The 17,777-nt window shown below is 69.8% G+C and carries 17 protein-coding genes; 4 read left to right on the top strand and 13 right to left on the bottom strand.

Going from position 1 to position 17,777, the window contains the following annotated elements; genetic code table 11:
* Positions 1–10: 10 nt before the first annotated feature.
* The gene (locus DMC61_RS21700) at positions 11–1,282 is read right to left on the bottom strand and encodes an SLC13 family permease (RefSeq protein WP_125690847.1); all 1,272 of its coding nucleotides are present in this window, start codon (positions 1,280–1,282) and stop codon (positions 11–13) included.
* Positions 1,283–1,397: 115 nt separating this feature from the next.
* On the opposite strand from DMC61_RS21700, the gene DMC61_RS21695 reads away from it, so the two are divergent.
* Positions 1,398–2,147 carry an IclR family transcriptional regulator gene (locus tag DMC61_RS21695; RefSeq protein WP_125690846.1) on the top strand — a complete coding sequence of 250 codons (750 nt, stop codon included), beginning with the start codon at positions 1,398–1,400 and terminating at the stop codon, positions 2,145–2,147.
* On the opposite strand, the gene DMC61_RS21690 is transcribed toward DMC61_RS21695, so the two are convergent.
* Positions 2,119–2,652, bottom strand: coding sequence for a DUF6326 family protein (locus DMC61_RS21690; protein WP_233594891.1), 534 nt, complete (start codon positions 2,650–2,652; stop codon positions 2,119–2,121). The genes DMC61_RS21695 and DMC61_RS21690 overlap by 29 nt on opposite strands.
* A 161-nt stretch (positions 2,653–2,813) precedes the next feature.
* Between DMC61_RS21690 and DMC61_RS21685 the strand changes: the two genes are divergently transcribed.
* Both DMC61_RS21685 and DMC61_RS21680 read left to right on the top strand, forming a co-directional pair.
* The gene (locus tag DMC61_RS21685; RefSeq protein ID WP_125690845.1) at positions 2,814–3,950 is read left to right on the top strand and encodes a sensor histidine kinase; all 1,137 of its coding nucleotides are present in this window, start codon (positions 2,814–2,816) and stop codon (positions 3,948–3,950) included.
* The gene (locus DMC61_RS21680) at positions 3,947–4,603 is read left to right on the top strand and encodes a response regulator transcription factor (RefSeq protein WP_125690844.1); all 657 of its coding nucleotides are present in this window, start codon (positions 3,947–3,949) and stop codon (positions 4,601–4,603) included. Before DMC61_RS21685 ends, DMC61_RS21680 begins: the two co-directional genes overlap by 4 nt.
* Positions 4,604–4,624: 21 nt before the next feature.
* Here DMC61_RS21680 and DMC61_RS21675 read toward each other — a convergent pair whose 3' ends face one another.
* The 4 genes from DMC61_RS21675 to DMC61_RS21660 are packed head-to-tail and all read right to left on the bottom strand — an operon-like array spanning position 4,625 to position 9,427.
* Positions 4,625–5,629, bottom strand: coding sequence for an aldo/keto reductase (locus tag DMC61_RS21675; protein WP_125690843.1), 1,005 nt, complete (start codon positions 5,627–5,629; stop codon positions 4,625–4,627).
* Complete coding sequence (cmdF, locus tag DMC61_RS21670; RefSeq protein WP_125690842.1) at positions 5,626–7,224, bottom strand: tyrosine 2,3-aminomutase; 1,599 nt, start codon at positions 7,222–7,224, stop codon at positions 5,626–5,628. The genes DMC61_RS21675 and cmdF overlap by 4 nt, the downstream gene beginning before the upstream one ends.
* Positions 7,221–8,660 (bottom strand): MFS transporter, encoded by a 1,440-nt coding sequence (locus DMC61_RS21665; protein WP_233594890.1) that lies wholly within the window; start codon positions 8,658–8,660, stop codon positions 7,221–7,223. Before DMC61_RS21665 ends, cmdF begins: the two co-directional genes overlap by 4 nt.
* A gap of 41 nt (positions 8,661–8,701) precedes the next feature.
* Complete coding sequence (locus DMC61_RS21660) at positions 8,702–9,427, bottom strand: SDR family NAD(P)-dependent oxidoreductase (RefSeq protein WP_125690841.1); 726 nt, start codon at positions 9,425–9,427, stop codon at positions 8,702–8,704.
* Between the two features lie 94 nt (positions 9,428–9,521).
* Here DMC61_RS21660 and DMC61_RS21655 point away from each other — a divergent pair, with 94 nt between their 5' ends.
* Positions 9,522–10,085 (top strand): MarR family winged helix-turn-helix transcriptional regulator, encoded by a 564-nt coding sequence (locus DMC61_RS21655; protein WP_125690840.1) that lies wholly within the window; start codon positions 9,522–9,524, stop codon positions 10,083–10,085.
* Positions 10,086–10,102: 17 nt separating this feature from the next.
* Here DMC61_RS21655 and DMC61_RS21650 read toward each other — a convergent pair whose 3' ends face one another.
* From DMC61_RS21650 to DMC61_RS21620, 7 genes are read right to left on the bottom strand one after another with little or no spacing between them, the layout of a single operon-like run.
* A complete protein-coding gene (locus DMC61_RS21650; protein WP_125690839.1) occupies positions 10,103–11,302 on the bottom strand; it encodes a 3-deoxy-7-phosphoheptulonate synthase in 1,200 nt (399 codons plus the stop codon).
* A 27-nt stretch (positions 11,303–11,329) separates the two neighbouring features.
* A complete protein-coding gene (locus DMC61_RS21645; RefSeq protein ID WP_125690838.1) occupies positions 11,330–12,739 on the bottom strand; it encodes an amidase in 1,410 nt (469 codons plus the stop codon).
* Positions 12,739–13,752: a class I adenylate-forming enzyme family protein gene (locus DMC61_RS21640; protein WP_125690837.1), complete on the bottom strand. Its 1,014-nt coding sequence runs from the start codon at positions 13,750–13,752 to the stop codon at positions 12,739–12,741. The genes DMC61_RS21645 and DMC61_RS21640 overlap by 1 nt, the downstream gene beginning before the upstream one ends.
* Positions 13,749–14,051, bottom strand: a complete 303-nt coding sequence (locus DMC61_RS21635; RefSeq protein WP_125690836.1) for an acyl carrier protein — start codon at positions 14,049–14,051, stop codon at positions 13,749–13,751. The genes DMC61_RS21640 and DMC61_RS21635 overlap by 4 nt, the downstream gene beginning before the upstream one ends.
* On the bottom strand, positions 14,048–14,455 hold the full coding sequence (locus DMC61_RS21630; protein WP_125690835.1) for a hypothetical protein: 408 nt from the start codon (positions 14,453–14,455) through the stop codon (positions 14,048–14,050). The genes DMC61_RS21635 and DMC61_RS21630 overlap by 4 nt, the downstream gene beginning before the upstream one ends.
* A gap of 28 nt (positions 14,456–14,483) precedes the next feature.
* Positions 14,484–16,214 (bottom strand): prenyltransferase/squalene oxidase repeat-containing protein, encoded by a 1,731-nt coding sequence (locus DMC61_RS21625; RefSeq protein WP_125690834.1) that lies wholly within the window; start codon positions 16,212–16,214, stop codon positions 14,484–14,486.
* Positions 16,211–17,680, bottom strand: coding sequence for a phenylacetate--CoA ligase family protein (locus DMC61_RS21620; protein ID WP_233594889.1), 1,470 nt, complete (start codon positions 17,678–17,680; stop codon positions 16,211–16,213). The genes DMC61_RS21625 and DMC61_RS21620 overlap by 4 nt, the downstream gene beginning before the upstream one ends.
* Between the last annotated feature and the right edge of the window lie 97 nt (positions 17,681–17,777).

Genomic DNA, 17,777 nt, shown 5'->3' with positions numbered 1-17,777 from the left:
CTTGGGGTGGTCAGAGCGCCATCGCGGGCAACACGAGCCCACCGACCAGGACGACCGGCCCGAGCACGACCATGGTGAGGCCGTATCTGGTCAGCAACGCGGTCATGCGGGGCCGAGCTTCGGGATCGACGGTGGTCGCGACCAGCGCCGCACCCACCGTCGAGAAGGGCGAAATGTCCACAATGGAGGAACAGACGGCCAGCGCGCAGATCAGCGCCCAGCCCGGCAGATCCCCGTGCTGCACCAGGGGGATGGCGAGCGGGACCAGGGCGGCGAGGATGCCGGTCGTGGAGGCGAAGGCCGACACCAGGCCGCTCACCGCGCAGATCACGAGTGCGGCGAAGATCGGCGCGCTCGGACCGGAGGCGAGGTCGCCGAGGAGGTCGACGGCGCCGATCTTCTGCAGGACACCGACGTAGGTGATGATTCCGCCCACCAGCAGCACGGTCGACCAGTCGATCTCCTTGAGTGCCGTCCTGCCGCTCTCCGGGTCGATCAGCGCGAGGACCGCGCCGAACCCGAAGGCGAGCACGCCGACGTCGGGCCGGCTGTCCCGCACCGCGAGCACGACGACCACGGCGAGCAGACCCAGCACGGCGAAGGCGGTGATGACGTGGATCGTCCGCAGCGGCGCGATCCTGGCCGGGTCACCGGTCTCGGTCTCGTCGCCGTCCGAGGGCAGGGGGCGCCGTTCGCCTCGGACGGCGAACATCAGGTAGGCCGCCCCGAGCAGGAGCAGGTTCACGCCGATCGCGACGGCGAACAGGACGAGCGGGTCGAGTGCGATACCCGCCGAATCGGCGGTGCCCCAGGTGACGATGCCGAACAGGGAAGTCGGCGCGAACCCGCCTGCCGACAACCCGGTGCCGATCGCGAGCGCCATCAACATCGGGTCGATCCCGCGCCGGTGTGCCACCGACATGCCGATCGGCGCCATCACCAAGCCGCCGAGTGGGGAACCCATCGCCGAGATCAGCCCGGTGAGGACGAAGAAGGCCACGGGCAGCGCTCCGGTCCGCCCTCGGACGAAGACCAGTGCCCGGTCGACGAGTCGTTCGATCGTGCCGTTGGACTTGGCGATCCCGAAGAAGAACGTCACCCCGACCAGCAGGATCAGGATGTCGATGGGATAGCCGCCGACGATGTCGTCGAGTGGCACACCTGCGAGCAGCCCCATCGCCGCGGCGGCGGCGAACATCGCGATGCCGATATGCGTGCGGCGGATTTCGGCGATCACGAACACGGCCGCGAATATCGCCAATGCCACGATCTGCACGGTCATGTGCGCACCTCCGTTGGTGTACCGCCACCCGATCGGTCCACTGTGTGGCACAATGGTGCGCTATGTGGACCGCTGGCGGATACCGTAGGACGGACGTGCGAGGAGGGTCAAGCGGATGACGACGAACAGCGTTCTCTCGGCGATCAAGGTGCTGGAGGCGGTGGGCGAGTCGCAGCCCGTCGGCCTGTCCGAACTGGCTCGTACCGTCGGACTCCCGAAGAGCACGGTGCAGCGGACTCTGCGGACGCTCGAGGAGGTCGGGTGGTGCCGCACCGACGACGCCGCCCGCTGGCAGCTGACGTATCGGGCGTTCGCCGTCGGGAACCAGGCGCGTGACGCCGGGGGGCTGCGGGAACGCGCGTTGCCGATCCTGCACGAACTTCAGCTCGGCACCGGAGAGACCATCCACCTGGCCGCCGCCGACGGCCGGGAACTGGTGCTCCTCGAGCGACTCGACACCGCGCATTCCCTGCGCGCGTTCCTGCCGCTGGGCTATCGCATCCCGCTCAACGCCTCCGCCACCGGGCAGGCGTATCTGGCGGCATGCACCGACCTCGAGGTCGACGCCTACCTCAAGGGCGGCGTCCTGGAAGAACGTACCCGGCGCACCATCGTCGATCCGGACGCGCTGCGTGCCAGGCTGGCGGAAATCCGGGCCCGTGGCTGGTCGCTCAACCAGGAAGGCCTCAGTGACGGCATCGTCGCCGTCGGCGCGGCGATCCTGGACGCGGACGGCCACCCGATCGGTGCCGTATCCGTGTCCGGCCCGACCGTGCGGATGACCGATGCGGTGTTCGACGAACACGGCCGCGCCGTCGCGGAGGCGGCGCACCGGATCACCCGGGGACTCGGCGCCGCCTTGTGATCCGCGGCGAGGATCCGCCCTTCGTGGCCTTCGGGCTGTCGTTGCCCGGCAGGGATGTGTCTGGTTGATCGGTACTGGTCGCGGTGCGCGGCCAGGTCCAGGCGTATCGCAGGATGCAGACGAGAAGGAGCACTTCCAGGGCGACGCCAAGGCCGTAGAAGTACGTCCAGGACCCGCCCACCACGTTGAACGCCGCGTAGGGGATCTGTACCGAGGCCACGATGAGGTTCGTGACGCGGTTCGCCCTGGCGGGCAGCGTCATCGACAGCACGATCATGAAGATCGGGATCGCCATGAGCGTGAGGAAGAGGACATACAACGGCTGGCTGATGTCGAACTCGAAGACGACGCCCGCCAGGATGTCCGTGACGACGCCGGGCTTGAAGAAGGCGAGAATGTCCACGTAGGCGTACAGGAACATGACGCCTGTCCACGCCGCGGTGAGCTTGGCCTTCACCGGGATCGGCGGGTCTTCCAATGTGGTGGTGGGTTGAGGTGTTCTCATCGTGGGCTCCGTTGTCGTGGTGAGGACTGGTGGCCAACGATCGCCGAGCCCGGCGGCGCGCACATCGTCGTCGAAGCCGGTCTCGCCCCGGCCGTGGGGATGAGCGGCGTCTCGTTCTTTCGGTCGGTCCCCGACGCCTCGGTGGTCCCTAGGCTGGGCGCGTGACCACCAACGTTCTGCGCTCGCTGTGGGCCGAGCCGCGCGCCACGGACGCTCCCGGGCGGATGCCGCGCGACTGGATGCTGGTCGGGGCGTTGATGGTGACGGCGCTGCTCGAGGGAGCCCTCCGGGACGACGTCGCCTGGCGGCCGTTCGCGACGACCGTGGCGGTCGGACTCGCGCCGGTGCTGCTGTGGCGGCGTACTCACCCGTTGGCCTGTGTCGTGGTGGCCTTCGGCACGGCGATGGCCTTGGGACTGGCGAGCCTTCTGGGTCCGAGCGTGGGTCTCGACACGATGATCTACGTCCTGGTGCTCGTCTACGCGCTGGTCCGCTGGGGCTCGGGGCGCGAGATCGTGATCGGGCTGGCGGTGGTGGCGGTCGCCGCGGGAATCGGCATGATCCCCGACCACGTCGGGCCGACCGAGGTCTTCGGCGGATTCGCCATCCTCGCGGCGGCAGCGGCGGGGGGAGCGGCGTTCCGCTACCGCGCCGAGAGCCGGCGCCGGGAGTTGGACCAGATCCGCGGCCAGGAGCGGGTCGGTCTCGCGCGCGAGTTGCACGACATCGTCGCGCACCACGTCTCGGCGATCGCCGTGCAGGCGCAGGCGGGCCGGGCGATGGCCGGGCAGCGGCCTGAGGCGGCACTCGAAGTGCTGGCGACGATCGAAGGGGAGGCGTCGCGGACGCTCGCGGAGATGCGGGCGATGGTCCGCGTGCTGCGCGACGGAGCGCCGGCGGGATACGCCTCCCAGCCCGGCGTCGCCGACCTGGTGTCCCTCGCCAGACGCGCCCCGGTCCCCGTCGTCGACGTGGAGTTGCCGGAAGACCTGGACGACCTTCCGCCCCAGATCGACGCGGCGGTCTACCGGCTGGCGCAGGAGGCGCTGACCAACGCCCTGCGGCATGCCCGCGACGCCTCGCTGGTGCGGATCCGGGTCGTGGACGGCGCGGGAACGCTGCGACTACGCGTGACCGACGACGGACGGATCGACCCGAAACGGTCGGTGAACCACGGCTTCGGGCTGCTCGGGATGACCGAGCGGGTGCAGCTGCTCGGCGGCACGCTGCGCGCCGGACCGGCGCCCGAGGGCGGGTGGACGGTCGACGCCGAACTGCCGACTAAGGTACGCCGATGACGGTGCGCGTGCTGGTGGCCGACGACCAGGATCTGGTGCGCACCGGCCTGTCGATGATCCTTGCCGCGCAGCCCGGAATCGAGGTCGTCGGCCAGGCCGCCGACGGCCACGCCGCCGTCGAGCTGGCGCACCGGCTCCGCCCCGACGTGTGCCTGGTCGACATCCAGATGCCCGGCCTCGACGGCATCGAGGTGACCAAGCTCCTCGCGGGGCGGGGCGTCCCGGACCCGATCGCGGTAGTCGTGATCACGACTTTCGACCTCGACGAGTATGTCCACGGCGCGCTCCGGGCCGGCGCCCGAGGCTTTCTGCTCAAGGACGCAGGGACGGAGCTGCTCGTCCAGGCGGTCCATGCCGCCGCCGCCGGCGATGCCCTGATCGCGCCGAACATCACCCGGCGGCTGCTGGCCACGCTCGCCGCCCGGGAACCGTCGAGCCGGCGGACCCAACCGGTCGAGCCGCTCACCGACCGCGAGGAGGAGGTGCTGATGCTGGTCGCCCGCGGCCGCACGAACGCCGAGATCGCCGCCGAGCTCTTCATCGGCCTGACGACCGCCAAGACCCACGTTGCCAGCCTCCTGACCAAAATCGGCGCCCGGAACAGGGTCGAGATCGCGATGTGGGCGTACGACACCGGCCGGGTGGGGGACTGAACCGAACCCGACGAGCCGGCGTCAGAGCCCGTTCATGTACATGGCGTCTTCCGGGTACCGCTGGCCCTTCGTGATGCCCGCCGGCACCGCGGCGTCGAGCAGTGCCATGTCCTCGGGACCGAGCCGCAGAGACACGGCCCGGAGGTTCTCCTCGAGCGTCCACCGTCGCTTGGTGCCCGGTATCGGCACGACGTCATCACCTTTGGCCAGCAGCCACGCCAGGCACACCTGCGCGGGGCTCGCGCCGACACGGGCGGCGACGACGCCGACCTCGTCGACGGCGGCGGAGTTCGCGCAGAAGTTCTCGCCCTGGAAACGAGGATCCCGTCGGCGGTAGTCGTCGTCGGCGTACTCCTCCGCGGGTTTGGCGTTTCCGGTCAGGAAACCGCGGCCCAGCGGGGAATAGGCGACCAGGCCGATACCCAGTTCGCGCAGGAGAGGCAGGATCTCGGCCTCGATGTGTCGTTCCCACAAGGCGTACTCGGTCTGCAGGGCCGTCACCGGGGTGACCGCGTGCGCTCGGCGGATCGTGGACGTCCCGGCCTCGGACAGGCCGAAGTACCGGACCTTGCCGGAGGCGATCAGCCCGCCGACGCCGTCGGCCACGTCCTCGATCGGGACCGTGGGGTCGACCCGGTGCTGCGACAGCAGGTCGATGCGGTCGGTGCGCAGCCGGACGAGCATCGCGTCGACTGTCCGGCGGATGTGACCGGGCCTGCTGTTCAGTCTGCCACGGGTGCCGTCCGGGGCGTACTCCCAGCCGAACTTCGTGGAGATGAACGCTTCGTCGCGCCGTCCGCGCAAGGCGGCGCCGAGCAGTGCTTCGTTGTGGAAGGGGCCATAAACCTCCGCGGTGTCGAAGAAGGTGCAGCCGAGGTCGAGTGCCCGGTGGACGGTGGCGATCGATTCGGCGTCGTCCGCGGCGCCGTAGGCCCGGCTCATCCCGAAGCAGCCGAGTCCGAGCGCGGACACGGCCGGACCGCCGTCCCCCAGGACACGCGTGGGCAGGGCATCGTCGTATGTCACCGCAGTTTCGCTCCCTGGCCGACGACCGCGTCGAGGAAGTCGCCACGCGCGAGCGCGGCGGCGAGCGCTCCGATGTCGTCGCTCAGATACCGGTCCCGGTTCAGGGCCGGGACGATCGCCCGTACCTGGTCATGGGTGACCCGGCCGAGCGGACCGAGCCGCCGGTACCGGCCCGACACGTCCACGGCCTGCGCCGCGGCGAGCAGTTCCACCGCCAGGATCCAGTTGTTGTTCGCCAGTACCCGGCGGGCGTTCCTGGCCCCGATCAGACCCATGCTGACGACGTCCTGGTTGTCGGCGTTGGCCGGCACGCTCTGGGTGCTGGCGGGGCCGATCGTCCGGTTCTCGGCGACCAGCGCGCTCGCCGGATACTGGGCACCGGCGAGCCCGCTGTGCAGGCCGGGATCGCTCGCGATGAGGAACTCGGGCAGGCCGTCGTTGAGATGCCGGTTCAGCAGCCGATGCGTCCGGCGTTCGGAGAACACGCCGAGCTGGGTGAGCGCGATGGTGCAGTAGTCCATCGCGAAGGCGACCGGCTGGCCGTGGAAGTTCGCGCCGTGGAAGATCTCTTCCTCGCCGTCGTCACCGGATTCGCCGAAGAACAGGGGATTGTCGTTGGCGGAGTTGAGTTCGATCTCCAGCGTGGCTTCGGCCTGCCGGAGGGTGTCGCGCACGGCGCCGAGCACCTGCGGCACCGCACGCAGGGTGTACGCCTTCTGCAGGTAGACCTCGCCGTCGCCGTCGCGGGCCTGCCGCGCGAGCTCGGCGTGACCGACGGCGAGCCCGCTGCCGTCCAGCAGCAGGCGCAGGTTCGCCGCGGTGTCGATCTGACCGCGGTGGGGCCGGGCCCGCTCGTGCCCGGCGGCCAGGAACGGGCTCGTCGAACCGCGCAGTACCTCCAGCACTAGCGCGGAGATGATCTCGGCCTGCCGCACCTGATCCAGCGCGCGGCCGGCCACCAGGGCGCCGAGCCCGGTCATCGCCGACGTGCCGTTGATCAGCGCGAGCCCTTCCTTGGCCCGCAGTTCGAGCGGAACGAGCCCGTGCCGTTCGAGGACAGGGCCGGTCCGTGTCCGTTCACCGTTTTCGAGGACGTAGCCCTCGCCGATCAGGGTGACGGCGACGTGCGAGAGCGGCGCGAGATCCCCGCTGGCGCCCAGCGACCCGATCTCCGGCACGGCCGGGGTGATGTTCAAGTTCAGATACGCCGCCAGCCTCTCGAGGACGGCGGGGCGCACCGCCGAGTGGCCCTTGGCGAGCGCGTTGAGCCGGGCCGCGATCATCGCCCGGACCTCGTCCTCGGCGAACAGCGGGCCGACACCGGCACTGTGACTGCGGACGAGGTTCGTCTGCAGGGCCACCTCGTCGCCCGCGCCGACCGGATGGTGCACCAGCTCGCCGTACCCGGTGGTGACGCCGTAGACGGGAACGCCGCGGCCCACCAGCTCCTCGAACGACTTCCGGTTCCTCGCGACGGCGGCCAGCGAGGACGGGGCCACCGCGCACGGCGCCCCGTTCTCGGCGATCCGCCGGACACCGGCGAGGTCCAGGCCCTCGCCGTCGAGTTCCACTGGTCGGTGTTCCCTGTCTGTCACAACCCGGCTCCCGCCTCTGTCGCCGTTCCCGATCGGCCGAGCACCCAGCTCAGCACCGCTGTCGCCACGGCGAGCGCCGCGAGCACCCCGCAGGTGACGACGAACGCGTCACCGAAGTCGCTCGCGGGGATCGACGCCGAGTCCTGCGGATTACGCCCCAGCGCGGCGCGGTAGACCGTGCCGATCCCTGCGATCCCGACGGCCATCGCGGCCTGGGTGACGGTGTTCAGCACCCCCGAACCCGCGCCGGTCAGATCGGCGGGCACCTGGGCCATGGCGATGCCGACCAGTGGCGAGACCACCAGTCCCTGCCCGATCCCGGACAGCCCGATGGTGGCCGCGAGCGCGACGGCCTGGGTGCCGGTGCCTGCCTGCACGATGAACGGCATCGGCAGGAAGCTCGCGAACATCAGCAGCGCGCCGGTGATCAGCACCCGGGTGCCGTAGCGCTCGGCCAGCCGTCGTCCGGCCACCGAAGCCACCGCGAACCCGACGCCCAGCGGCACGAACACCACACCGGTGGCCAGCGGGTCCAGGTGCAGCGCGGACTGGAGGTAGTAGGTCAGCACCAGGAAATAGCCCGCGTTGCCGGCGAAGAACACCGTCACCGTCGCCATGCTGGCCGGGAATCCGCGCCCGCGCAGGACGCGGGCCGGCAGCAGCGGATCCCCGCCGCGCGCGGCGAGCCTGTTCTCGTACCGGAACAGGCCCGCCGTCAGCAGCGCCGCGGCGGCGAAGCAGCCCCAGATCCACGGCGGCCAGCCGTGTTCCGGGCCGAGCGACAACGGGATCAGCAGGATCGGCAGCACGGACGCGGTGAGCACCGTCCCCACCATGTCCAGCGGCGCGGTGACCTCGCTCCGGCTTTCCCGGACCGTCGACGGTGCGGCCAGCAGGATGAGCAATCCGATCGGGACGTTGATCAGGAAGATCGTCCGCCATTCCAGCCCGGCGACGTCCACGTTCAGGAGCAGCCCGCCGCCGATCAGCCCGGCGACGACCCCGAGCCCGATCACCGAGCCGTACGCACCGATCGCGCGCTGCCGGTCCTGCGGGCGGGCGAAGGTGCCCTGGATGATCGACAGCACCTGTGGCATCAGGACGGCCGCCGCGGCGCCCTGCACGACTCGCGCCACGATCAGCAAATTCGCCGTGGGGCACAGCGCGCACAGCAACGAGGCGACGGTGAACGCCGCCACCCCGTACTGGAACACCTTCTTGCGGCCGAACCGGTCGCCGAGCTTGCCGCCGGTCACCATGCCCGCCGCGTAGGCGATCACGTAGCCGTCGATGACGAACTGGATCTGGCCGAAGCTGGCGCCCAGATCCGTTTGGATCGGCGGGCTGGCCACGTTCACGATGAACATGTCGATCTGGCCCATGAACGTGGCCAGCAGGACCACCCCGATCCCCGCCCAGTCACGAGGACCGGGCACGGTCGAGGGTGATGTTTCCGCGACGGCAACCATTCTCGTCCTTACCTGGTCGGGTGGGCGCCGCCGTTGACACCGAAAGTCTGCCCGGTGATGTGCCGGGCGCCGGCGGAAGCGAGGAAGTACACCGTTTCGGCGATGTCGGCGGGAATCCCGGCGCGGCCGGTGCTCGTCGCGTCGATCAGCTGCTCGGCCCGCTCGGCGGGGAGCTTGTCGCGGAAGAACTCGGTCTCCCGGATGTAGCCCGGCGAAACCACGTTCGCGGTGATCTTGCGGGCCCCGAGTTGCTTGGCAAGGTCGACGTTCCACGACGCGAGTCCCGCCTTGGCCGCGCCGTACGATCCGGCGCCCTGGTCCGCGGCGATGGACCCGATGTGGATCACCGATCCGCCTTCGACCAGCTTGTCCTGGACAGCGGTGGTGGTCAGCACCGCGCTGATCAGATTGGCGTCCAGGTTCGCCCGCCAGTGCGCGAGGACCCCGGCGAGCCCGTCCTGCTCGGGGAGGTCGAAGTCGGTGTTGCCGCCCGCGTTGTTGACCAGTACGTCGATCGGCCCGTCCAGCGTGTCCAGCGCGGCGGTCACCTGTTCGGGATCGGTGCCGTCGCAGACGAGCGGCCGGACCGACGGGCCGAGCTCGGCCGCCGCCGAGACCAGTACGTCCTTGCGACGGCCGGTGATGTGCACGACGGCGTCGGACGCCGCGAATCTCGCCGCCACGGCCCTGCCGATGCCGGTGCCCCCGCCGGTGACCAGGATCGTCCGGGTCATCTAGCCTCCTTCGTGTTCGCCGGTCCTAACTCACGTTTAGGCCTAAATGATAGGCTGTGCGTCGTGCAGCCGACAACCGCGGTGGAGGTCTGGGATGAGTGCAGCGTCCGAAAAGGACCCCACGCCGGACGCCGCGGACGAGATCGAGGCGGCATGGCAGCGCGAACGGCCCGGCACGTCGACCGAGTCCATCGGCATCGTGACCCGGGTGTGGCAGCTGGCGAAGCTGTTCGGTGAGGACCGGCGCCGCGTCCTGCTGGACTCCGACGTCGATTCGGCAACGCTGGACCTGCTCAGCATGCTCCGGCGCAGCTCACCGCCGTACTCGCTGACGACCAGGGAACTGGCGAGGCTGACCCTGGTCACGGCGGGGGCGATCTCGCAGCGGGTGGCCCGCGCGGAACGCGAGGGGCTGGTCGAGCGGCACACCGAACCGCGCGGCCGCAGCGTGTACGTCACACTCACCCCGGCCGGGCACGCCTTGGTGGAGCAGACGGTCGATCGGGTGCTGGAGCGGGAACTCGAACTGATCTCCGGGCTGAGCGTCGAGCAGCGCGCCCAGCTCTCCTCACTGCTACGGGTGCTCCTCGGCGAGGTCCAGGGCCGATGCAACGATCACGGTGTTTCGCATGTCGGTGATGTCGGTTCGGCGCTCTGAACCCCGCCGGGTGCGGATCAGAGCAATCGGGTGAAATGCCGGACGACCCGCTGCGCCTGATCCGGATTCAGCCGGGGGTCACAGGCCGACTCGTACCTGTCCAGGTCGAGGGCGCCGGACAGCTCCGCCGCGGTGTCCACGCATTCGGTCACCGGGTCGGGGCTCACCTCGAGGTGGAGCCCGCCCGGGTGCACGCGGTGCTCCCGCAGGATCCGGCAGAATTGGGAGATCTCGGCCTGGATCTCGGTCACCACCCGGGTCTTCTGGCCCGCCGTGGTCTTCTTGGTGTTGCCGTGCATGGGATCGCACAGCCAGGTCACCTGCCCGGCGCGCGTGCCCAGCGCCGCCACCAGCGCGGGCAGCCGGTCCGCGATCTTCTCCGCGCCCATGCGGATGATGAGGCTCAGCCTGCCCCGGCGATGTCCGGTGGCGAGCCGGTCGACGATGGCGATCAGCTCTTCCGGCGTCGCGTTCGGGCCGATCTTCACGCCGACGGGATTGGTGATCTGTTCGGCGAACGCGAGATGCGCGTGGTCGAGCTGCCGGGTGCGCTCACCGATCCAGACCATGTGGGCCGAGGACGCGTAGTTGCCGCCTCTGGCCGGGTCCGGGCGGAGCAGCGCGTGTTCGAAGTCCAGCAGGAGAGCTTCGTGGCTGATGTAGGTCGGCGCCAGCAACGAACTGATCCCGCTGCCGCCCTCGAGAAGCAGCAGTTGCCGCATGAACAACGCGTCCAGGCCGCTCGCCGCGAGATCGTAGGCGGTCAGCATGCGCGCCGGATCGGCTCGCCTGGCCACGGCCGTGGGGGTCACGCCGTTCACGGCGTCGCCGCGGTAGACCGGGATCTCCGTGCCGTCCGGCAGGACTTCCGTCGCGCAGGAGCGGGGTTTGGCGAACTGCCCGGCGAACCGGCCGATGCGGACGGTCGGGACCCCGGCGGTTTCGGCGGTTTCACAGAGATGGTGCAGCTGGGAGGCCTTGGCCTGGACCCGGTGCCGCTCCGAATCGGAGAACAGTTCCGCACAGTCGCCTGCCTGGATCACCACGGCTTCCCCGCGGGCGACGAATTCGAGTTCACCCGCAAGCGCGTAACAGGAGTGCGCGTCGACGAGCGGAGGTCTGGTGCGCAATTCGTTCCGCACGGCGGCGAGCTCCTCCGGCGCGGACCAGTCGGGTTGGTGGGCGGCGGCGATTTCCAGCATTGTCCGGGGGATCATCGCGGTCTCCTGGTGGGGTGGTGGTGATCACGCGGGGCGAAGCTCCGGCGGTTTCAGCCGGAGCTGTACCCGCCGGGCCAGGTCGATCAGCCGTTCTTCACTGCCGGGTGGCCCGACGATCTGCACCCCGAGCGGCGCGCGGTTCACCCGGCTGAGCCGGGCGGGTACGGCGATGGCAGGCAGTCCGGCGAAACTGGCGATCGGGGTGTAGCCGATGCGCCGGTCGTAGTCGGCTTCTCCCGGGGCCGGGATGGTGGTGGCGGCCGGGCTTCCGGTCCGCAGATCGGGTGGGGGAGAGGGATCCAGCGGCAGCAGCCAGGCGTGCATGTCGTCCCCGAAGCGGGTGGCGTTCGCCTGACGGCACGAGTGCATCGCGTCGAGGATCTCCGTGTACTCGGCGTCGGTCACCCGTGCGCCGACCTCCAGCGCCTGTTCGGTGCTCCGGTGCACCGGCACGGTGATCCAGCGCCGCCACTGCCGGTAGCCGTCCCACGCCTGCCGGGCGCAGAGCTGCCAGGCGTCGCCGCGGCGACGCCAGAGATCGTCCCCCACCCGGAGGTCGGTCAGCTCGTGGCCGTCGTCGGACAGCGCGGCGCTGACGAGGTCCAGCGTCTCCAGCATTTCGGGATCGCACGAGCCGTCCCGGACGTCGGTGGGCACGCCGATGCGGTACCGGTCGGGCACCGGTCGCCCGGCCTGGCCGAGCAGGGCGCGCAGCCCGAGGCGCTGCCACAGGAACGCGAGGTCCTCGGCCGTGCGCGCCACCCAGCCGACCGCGTCCATCGGTGGTGACAAAGGGAAAATGCCGTGCAGCAGCCCGGGATCGTGCGTCATCCGCAAACCGACGGTGCCGCAGTGCCCGGCGGGCCAGCGCACCGACCCGAGGACGTCCGTGCCCATCGAGAGATCGCAGAGACCGGCCGCGACGGAGACCCCCGAACCCGTACTCGAGCCGGCGGGGTCGATGTGCGGGAAGTAGGGATTCACGCAGCCCGAGCCGACACCGATGTTCAGCTCCGTGCTCACGACCTTGCCGATCACCTGGTCCTCGGCACCGTCGAGCCGGGAAAGCGCCCTCGCCGACGCCACCGGATGGTGCCGGTAGTGCCGCAGGCCCAAGGAAGTCGGCAGACCGGCGACGTCGATGGTGTCCTTGACGCCGATCCGGATCAGCGGCGTACCCACTCCCGGGCCGCGTCGCGAGGTGATCGCACGGTAGCGGGCGTCGGCCGCGGAATGCCAGGTTTCGTTCTGCTCCGCCCATTTCCGGTCGTCCCACTCGCCCCGGTCGTGCAGGTCGCATCGTTCGGCGAGCGGTAGTTCGAGCAGATCGGGCAGCTCCGGGCGATCGTCCGGATAGGAGATTCCGGCGTTTTCGGCGTAGGCGCCCAGCGAAGTGGCGGGATCGGACGGGCGCGGACGGGCTGCCGCGGCCATCAGCTCGCTCCTTCCAGCGCCGCCCTTGGCTTCTGCTGGGTGAGCGCGTACAGGGCGGTGACCGCGATCTTCCCGGTCGCGGTCCGGGGGATGCGCCGGACCTGGTGCACCGCTCGCGGCGGGGTGACGTCACGCATGACTTTCCGCAACCGGGCGGAGATCTGGCGATGGGAGAGGTCCTGATCGAAGCTGTAGAACAGTTCGTAGTGTTCGGCACGGACGGGATCGTGCACGGGCAGGCAGGCCACGTCCAGACCGTCGACCGAGTTCCGCAGCGCGGTCGCGAGTTCCTCCAGGTTGACCCGCTCGCCGTTCACCTTGATCAGCGCGGAGGCCCGTCCGTGGAACTCGAAGGACCGGCCGTCGCGGTGGATCACGTCGGGCAGTTGCCACGTGTCCGGCCGGACCGCCATGTCGCTGCGGCGGGCCAGCCGCGGGCTCCGGATGTTGAGCCACTGTCCCGGACCCGCGCTCGGATCGGCGAACTCGACGTCGGGCAGGAGCCGCCACCGTCCCGTCCCGGTGCCGGGCGGGGTGATCTCCCGGTGCGCGATCCCACCGGTTTCGGTGGAGCCGAACAGTTCGAACGCGCGGAAACCGGTGCCGGACAACGCGGCGACCACTTCACCGGTGGCCTGCACCGTCGGCCCGGTCCCGTGCAGGGCGACCGACGAGGGGAGTGCCTTGAGCCGGCCGAGCAGATGACGCAGCACCAGCCAGCTCGACGGCAGGCAGACGAACAGCGTCCGTTTCTCCTCCACCTCGGGCGGCAAGCCGGTGGGCGCGTGGGTGAGATGATGCACGGGGACGCCGCGAAGCTCCGGCAGGACCTGCGCGAACAACCGGCCGAACAGGTGCTCCACCGGCGCGAAGCTGACGATCTGCTCGACCTCGCCGACGAGTTCGTCCGCGATGAGCCCGGCCTCGGCCCGGAGCTGGTCCGGGGTGCGCAGCCAGACGGCGGGGGAACCCGTGTGCCCGGAGGTGCGGAATTCGATTTCCGGCGCCGTCATCGGGACCCTCCGAAAACCGCCCGGTCTTCCAGTTGCGAGTGGACGAATTCGGCGATGCGGTCCAGTTGCGCGAAGGTGTAGCGGACGTCGTGCTCGACGAAGTCGACCTCGATGCCGAACTCCTTTTCCATCGCGGTCACGCATTCCATCGCGCCGAGACTGTCGTAGCGGTCGCCGAGCGTTTCCGGGAGCGGCGTGTCGGCGGGCAGGTCGTCGATCTCCGGGCCGAACAGGCCGGCCAGCACGGCCCGGGTCCGGGTCTGGAGCGAGTCGAGGGTGGGCACGGAAGATAAGGTCATCGGTTTCCCCTCAGTGTGGCGTCCGCGCGACGAAGTCGTCCCTGGGCGCCGAAGTACACGGATTCCTTGGGTGTCGGCCGGAATTCCAGGTAGAGGAACGGAGTTCCGGCGGTCATTCCGAGCGAGTCGGCGAGCACGGTGGCGAGTTCTTCGTAGAAGGCTTCGTCTCGTCCGACGGACACACAGCAGACGACACTGGCGTGGTGCAACCCTTCGTCTTCGTGCGGCAGGGCTTCGACCGGAAGGCCGCCGACGAATACCGTGCCCTCCTCGGTCCGTTCGAACCGCACGACCACATGCCTGCGGTCGCTGTCGTGTTCGCCGAACCACCGGGTCAGCCGGACGGCGATGGCCCGGCGTTCGGTAGTGGACAGCGCGGTCGTGCGAATGGTGATGGTGGGCATGATTTCCCCAGAATGGAAGGATTTTCCTTCAGGACAGGGTGAGCGCGGGCAGGTCCGCCCGGCGCCCCTCGATCCGTTCGCGGAGCAGTGAGCCGAGGCAGTCGGCCAGCACGCCGCCACCGGTCGGCGCGAGCGGGGTCCACCCGATGCCCTCCGGCCGGACGAGCCGGTCGAGGAAGACGGTCAGCCGGGCGGAATCCACGAAGATGCCCTGCCGGTCCGCGGTCACCACGGCTTCGTAGGTGCTCAGCAGGTCCGGCATGCGCGAACCGACATTGGCGAAGCCGCCACTGGACACCCGATGGCGTTCGAGCAGAGCGGCCAGCTCGCCGGACGAGGCCTGGCCCAGTTGTTCCCGGATCCGCAACGCCTGTAGCCCGGCCCTGAGCGTGGGAGGCGCCCCCGGGACGTGCCGATGGCCCTGTTCGTCACGGCAGCCCAGGACGAACTCCGCCAGGCGTGCGGTGTCCAGCACCTCCGAGACCGGAATCCCGAGCAGCCGCAACGCTTCCACCGCCGCCGCGGTGGAGACCAGATCCGATCCCCGGCCTTCCCAGTAGCCGAAGCCACCGTCCGGGTTCTGCAGATCCGCCAGCCAGTCCGCGATTCCGGCCGGCGCGGTGGGGTCGGCGTCGGCCGCCCCCGCGGCGAGCGCCCACAGGGTGCACCGCACTTCGCTGCCCCGGGCGGGCATGTACATGACCCCGCCCTCGTTCGGCAGACGGCATCCGGCGAGCCAGGTGCGCCACTGCTCCTGCCGCGGGTCGTCGGCCGCCGTCGCCAAAGCGGTCGCCGCGGTGCTCAGCGCGTCCCCGGCCTGATCGGGTTCGCGGTAGGTGAAACCGCCGGCGGGGCAGGAGAGCTCGTGCAGCCTGCGCAGCACGGGACCGGCGTGAGGGCCGGTGTCCGCGCCCAGCGACCGCACCGAGCCGATCGCGCAGAACGAAGCCCAGACGTCGGCCACGTCGTAACCGGCCCAGCGGACGAACGCGCCGTCGGCCGTCCGGCGGTCCAGCACCCAGTCGAGGCAAGACTGTTTCTCCGCCGGGGCCGCTCCCAGCGCTTCCAGCGCGGCTGTCGCCCGATAGGTGGCCCACAGGCACGGGATGTCCGCCGACGGACCGAACCGGAAACCGCCTTCGGCCTGTTGCTGTTCCCGCAGCCAGCGCACGAGCGCGGGACCGTCCCAGGGAAGCGCCAGCTCCGGTTCCACGGTCCGCAGCGCCCGCCAGGACATCACCCCGTAGAAGCAGGCGCGGACGTCGGAATCACCGCCGTGCTCCGGCGACCAGCCGAGGCCACCGTCCGGCGCCTGCAGGGCGCGAAGCCAGCTCACCAGCCGATCGAGGTCCGGCGGGGCGTCCCCGCACAGTTCGACCACGCTGCGCACCGAGAAATGCGTGGCCCAGACGTCGGGAGCCTGGCCGGGCAGCATCGCGTACGCGTCACCTGACCAGGTCTCGCGCAGCCAGCCCCGCGTCGCGTCGAGCTTGGGGATCTCGGCGCCGAGTTCGGCCATCGCCTGGGTGCAGTAGAACGTCGCCCACGCGTCGGAGGCCATGCCCTTGCTCCAGGCGTACCCGCCATCGGTGTTGCGCCGGCTGCTCAGGTAGTCGATCGTGGCCGCGCGACCGGGCAGCTCGCCGGTCCGGCCCAGCCAAGCGGCCGTGCGGACCGCGGCGTAGGTGCACCACAGGTCGGCTTCACCGGTGGTGACGGCGATCCCCTTCGGCGCGTGGGGAGCGAGGCGCGCGGTCATCCGCCGGCTCCCACGACCCGGAAGTTGGATCGCTTCCAGCTCTTCTGCGACGCGCCGCTCTTGGTGCTCGCGGGCAGCTGGTTGACGAAGAGCACCTCGTCCCATTCCAGGCCGAGCACCTCCCGGGACGAATGCTGGAGGCGGTCGGCCATCGTGGCTTCCCCCGCCCGATCCCAGTGCACGTCCCGTTCCAGGATCAAGCGGGCGAACGCCCCGGGCGCGTCGGTCTCCATCAGATAGCCGGTCGCCTCTGTCTCGCCGTAGACCACCTCTTCGACCGCGCGCACGGTGAGCTTCGCACCGCGCACGGCCACGGCGTCGGAACCGCGTCCGACCACTTCGATCACCGGGGCGCGGTCACCGCAGTCGCACCGGGCGCCCAAGCGCACGTCGTCTCCGGTGTCCAGGCGCAGCACGCACCGGGCATGCAGGTTGAGCGGGGTGACCACGAGCCGTCCGGCGCCGGATTCCGGCAGCGGGCGGACCGTGCCGTCGTCGTCGGCGAGTTCGAAGTAGTTGGTGGCGGTCAGCAGGTGCAGGCGGTCCCTGGCGCAGCCGGCGGCCAGGGTGCCGGTCTCCGTGCTGCCGTAGCTCGCGTCCAGCGCGGAGGCGTTCCACCACCGGCCGAGGCGGGTGCGGAACGGCGCGGTGCTGACTTCGCCGAGCAGCATCATCCGATTCACGTCGGCGCTCAGTTCCGCCAATAGTCCGCGTTGTTTGACCAGTCTGCTGAACTGCAACGCCACCCCGGGCGCGGCGAAAACGGTGGTCGGCCGGAAGGACCGGCACAGACCGATCAACCGGTCCCAGTCGGAGATCCCGGTGGCGAACGGATAGGCCCGTGTGTGGGGGCGCCCGAGGTACTCGCAGACACCGACGATAAGGTCTGCCACCGGAACGATGTCCGACGGCAGCATAATCAATACGCGTTCATTTTCCGGCAACAGATCACGCCAGGCTTCGGCCACCGAAACGGTGTTCCAGATTATGTCCTCCGGCAACCGAGGGGTCGGCGTCGGAAGTCCGGTTGTGCCGGTGGTTTCATAATACTTGGCCGCCGCGTCGATCGGGGCTGCCAGGAATTCATAAGGGGTTTTCTTGAGGCGATACTTGCTGGTGGTGCCGAGCTTCTCGAATCGGGCAAAAGAGTACTCCGGGAGGCCGGCGTAGGCCTCGGTCCGTCCGGCCCGCTGCCAGGTCTCGGATAGTTTTCGCAGGTAGAAGCCTTTGTCGGGCAGGCTCCGCTGCCGGTCGCGGATCTCGTCGCCTGCGTGCTGCACCAGGCGCAACCGATCACTGCCGTTGATGATCAAGGACAATTCCTCCCCAGGAAATAACGCAGTCGATGATCCCCTTGTGTCCCCATGGCGATTAGAACGCCGACGAAGTTTAGCACTAAACACCAACTTCACGCAAGTTGTCCGGTGAGACAACGCGACCTTTGTCCCCATCGCCGCCGACGTCACTCTGGTGGCGGTACGGGCCCTGTTGGGCGCTGAGTACAGTCCTCGACCAGATGAATTACCGGCAGTTGTCGTCGTGCGTTCGTCTGCACTATATCGC

This window comes from Amycolatopsis sp. WAC 04169 (genome assembly GCF_003947535.1).
Lineage (GTDB): Bacteria > Actinomycetota > Actinomycetes > Mycobacteriales > Pseudonocardiaceae > Amycolatopsis > Amycolatopsis keratiniphila.
This window is presented reverse-complemented; position numbering and strand designations above follow the sequence as displayed.

Coding starts and splice junctions, on each gene's coding strand:
- DMC61_RS21635 (WP_125690836.1), bottom strand. CDS start 14,051: ATGACCTTATCTTCCGTGCCCACCCTCGACTCGCTCCAGACCCGGACC.
- DMC61_RS21630 (WP_125690835.1), bottom strand. CDS start 14,455: ATGCCCACCATCACCATTCGCACGACCGCGCTGTCCACTACCGAACGC.
- DMC61_RS21640 (WP_125690837.1), bottom strand. CDS start 13,752: ATGACGGCGCCGGAAATCGAATTCCGCACCTCCGGGCACACGGGTTCC.
- DMC61_RS21695 (WP_125690846.1), top strand. CDS start 1,398: ATGACGACGAACAGCGTTCTCTCGGCGATCAAGGTGCTGGAGGCGGTG.
- DMC61_RS21645 (WP_125690838.1), bottom strand. CDS start 12,739: ATGGCCGCGGCAGCCCGTCCGCGCCCGTCCGATCCCGCCACTTCGCTG.
- DMC61_RS21680 (WP_125690844.1), top strand. CDS start 3,947: ATGACGGTGCGCGTGCTGGTGGCCGACGACCAGGATCTGGTGCGCACC.
- DMC61_RS21625 (WP_125690834.1), bottom strand. CDS start 16,214: ATGACCGCGCGCCTCGCTCCCCACGCGCCGAAGGGGATCGCCGTCACC.
- DMC61_RS21660 (WP_125690841.1), bottom strand. CDS start 9,427: ATGACCCGGACGATCCTGGTCACCGGCGGGGGCACCGGCATCGGCAGG.
- DMC61_RS21700 (WP_125690847.1), bottom strand. CDS start 1,282: ATGACCGTGCAGATCGTGGCATTGGCGATATTCGCGGCCGTGTTCGTG.
- DMC61_RS21690 (WP_233594891.1), bottom strand. CDS start 2,652: ATGAGAACACCTCAACCCACCACCACATTGGAAGACCCGCCGATCCCG.
- DMC61_RS21650 (WP_125690839.1), bottom strand. CDS start 11,302: ATGATCCCCCGGACAATGCTGGAAATCGCCGCCGCCCACCAACCCGAC.
- DMC61_RS21655 (WP_125690840.1), top strand. CDS start 9,522: ATGAGTGCAGCGTCCGAAAAGGACCCCACGCCGGACGCCGCGGACGAG.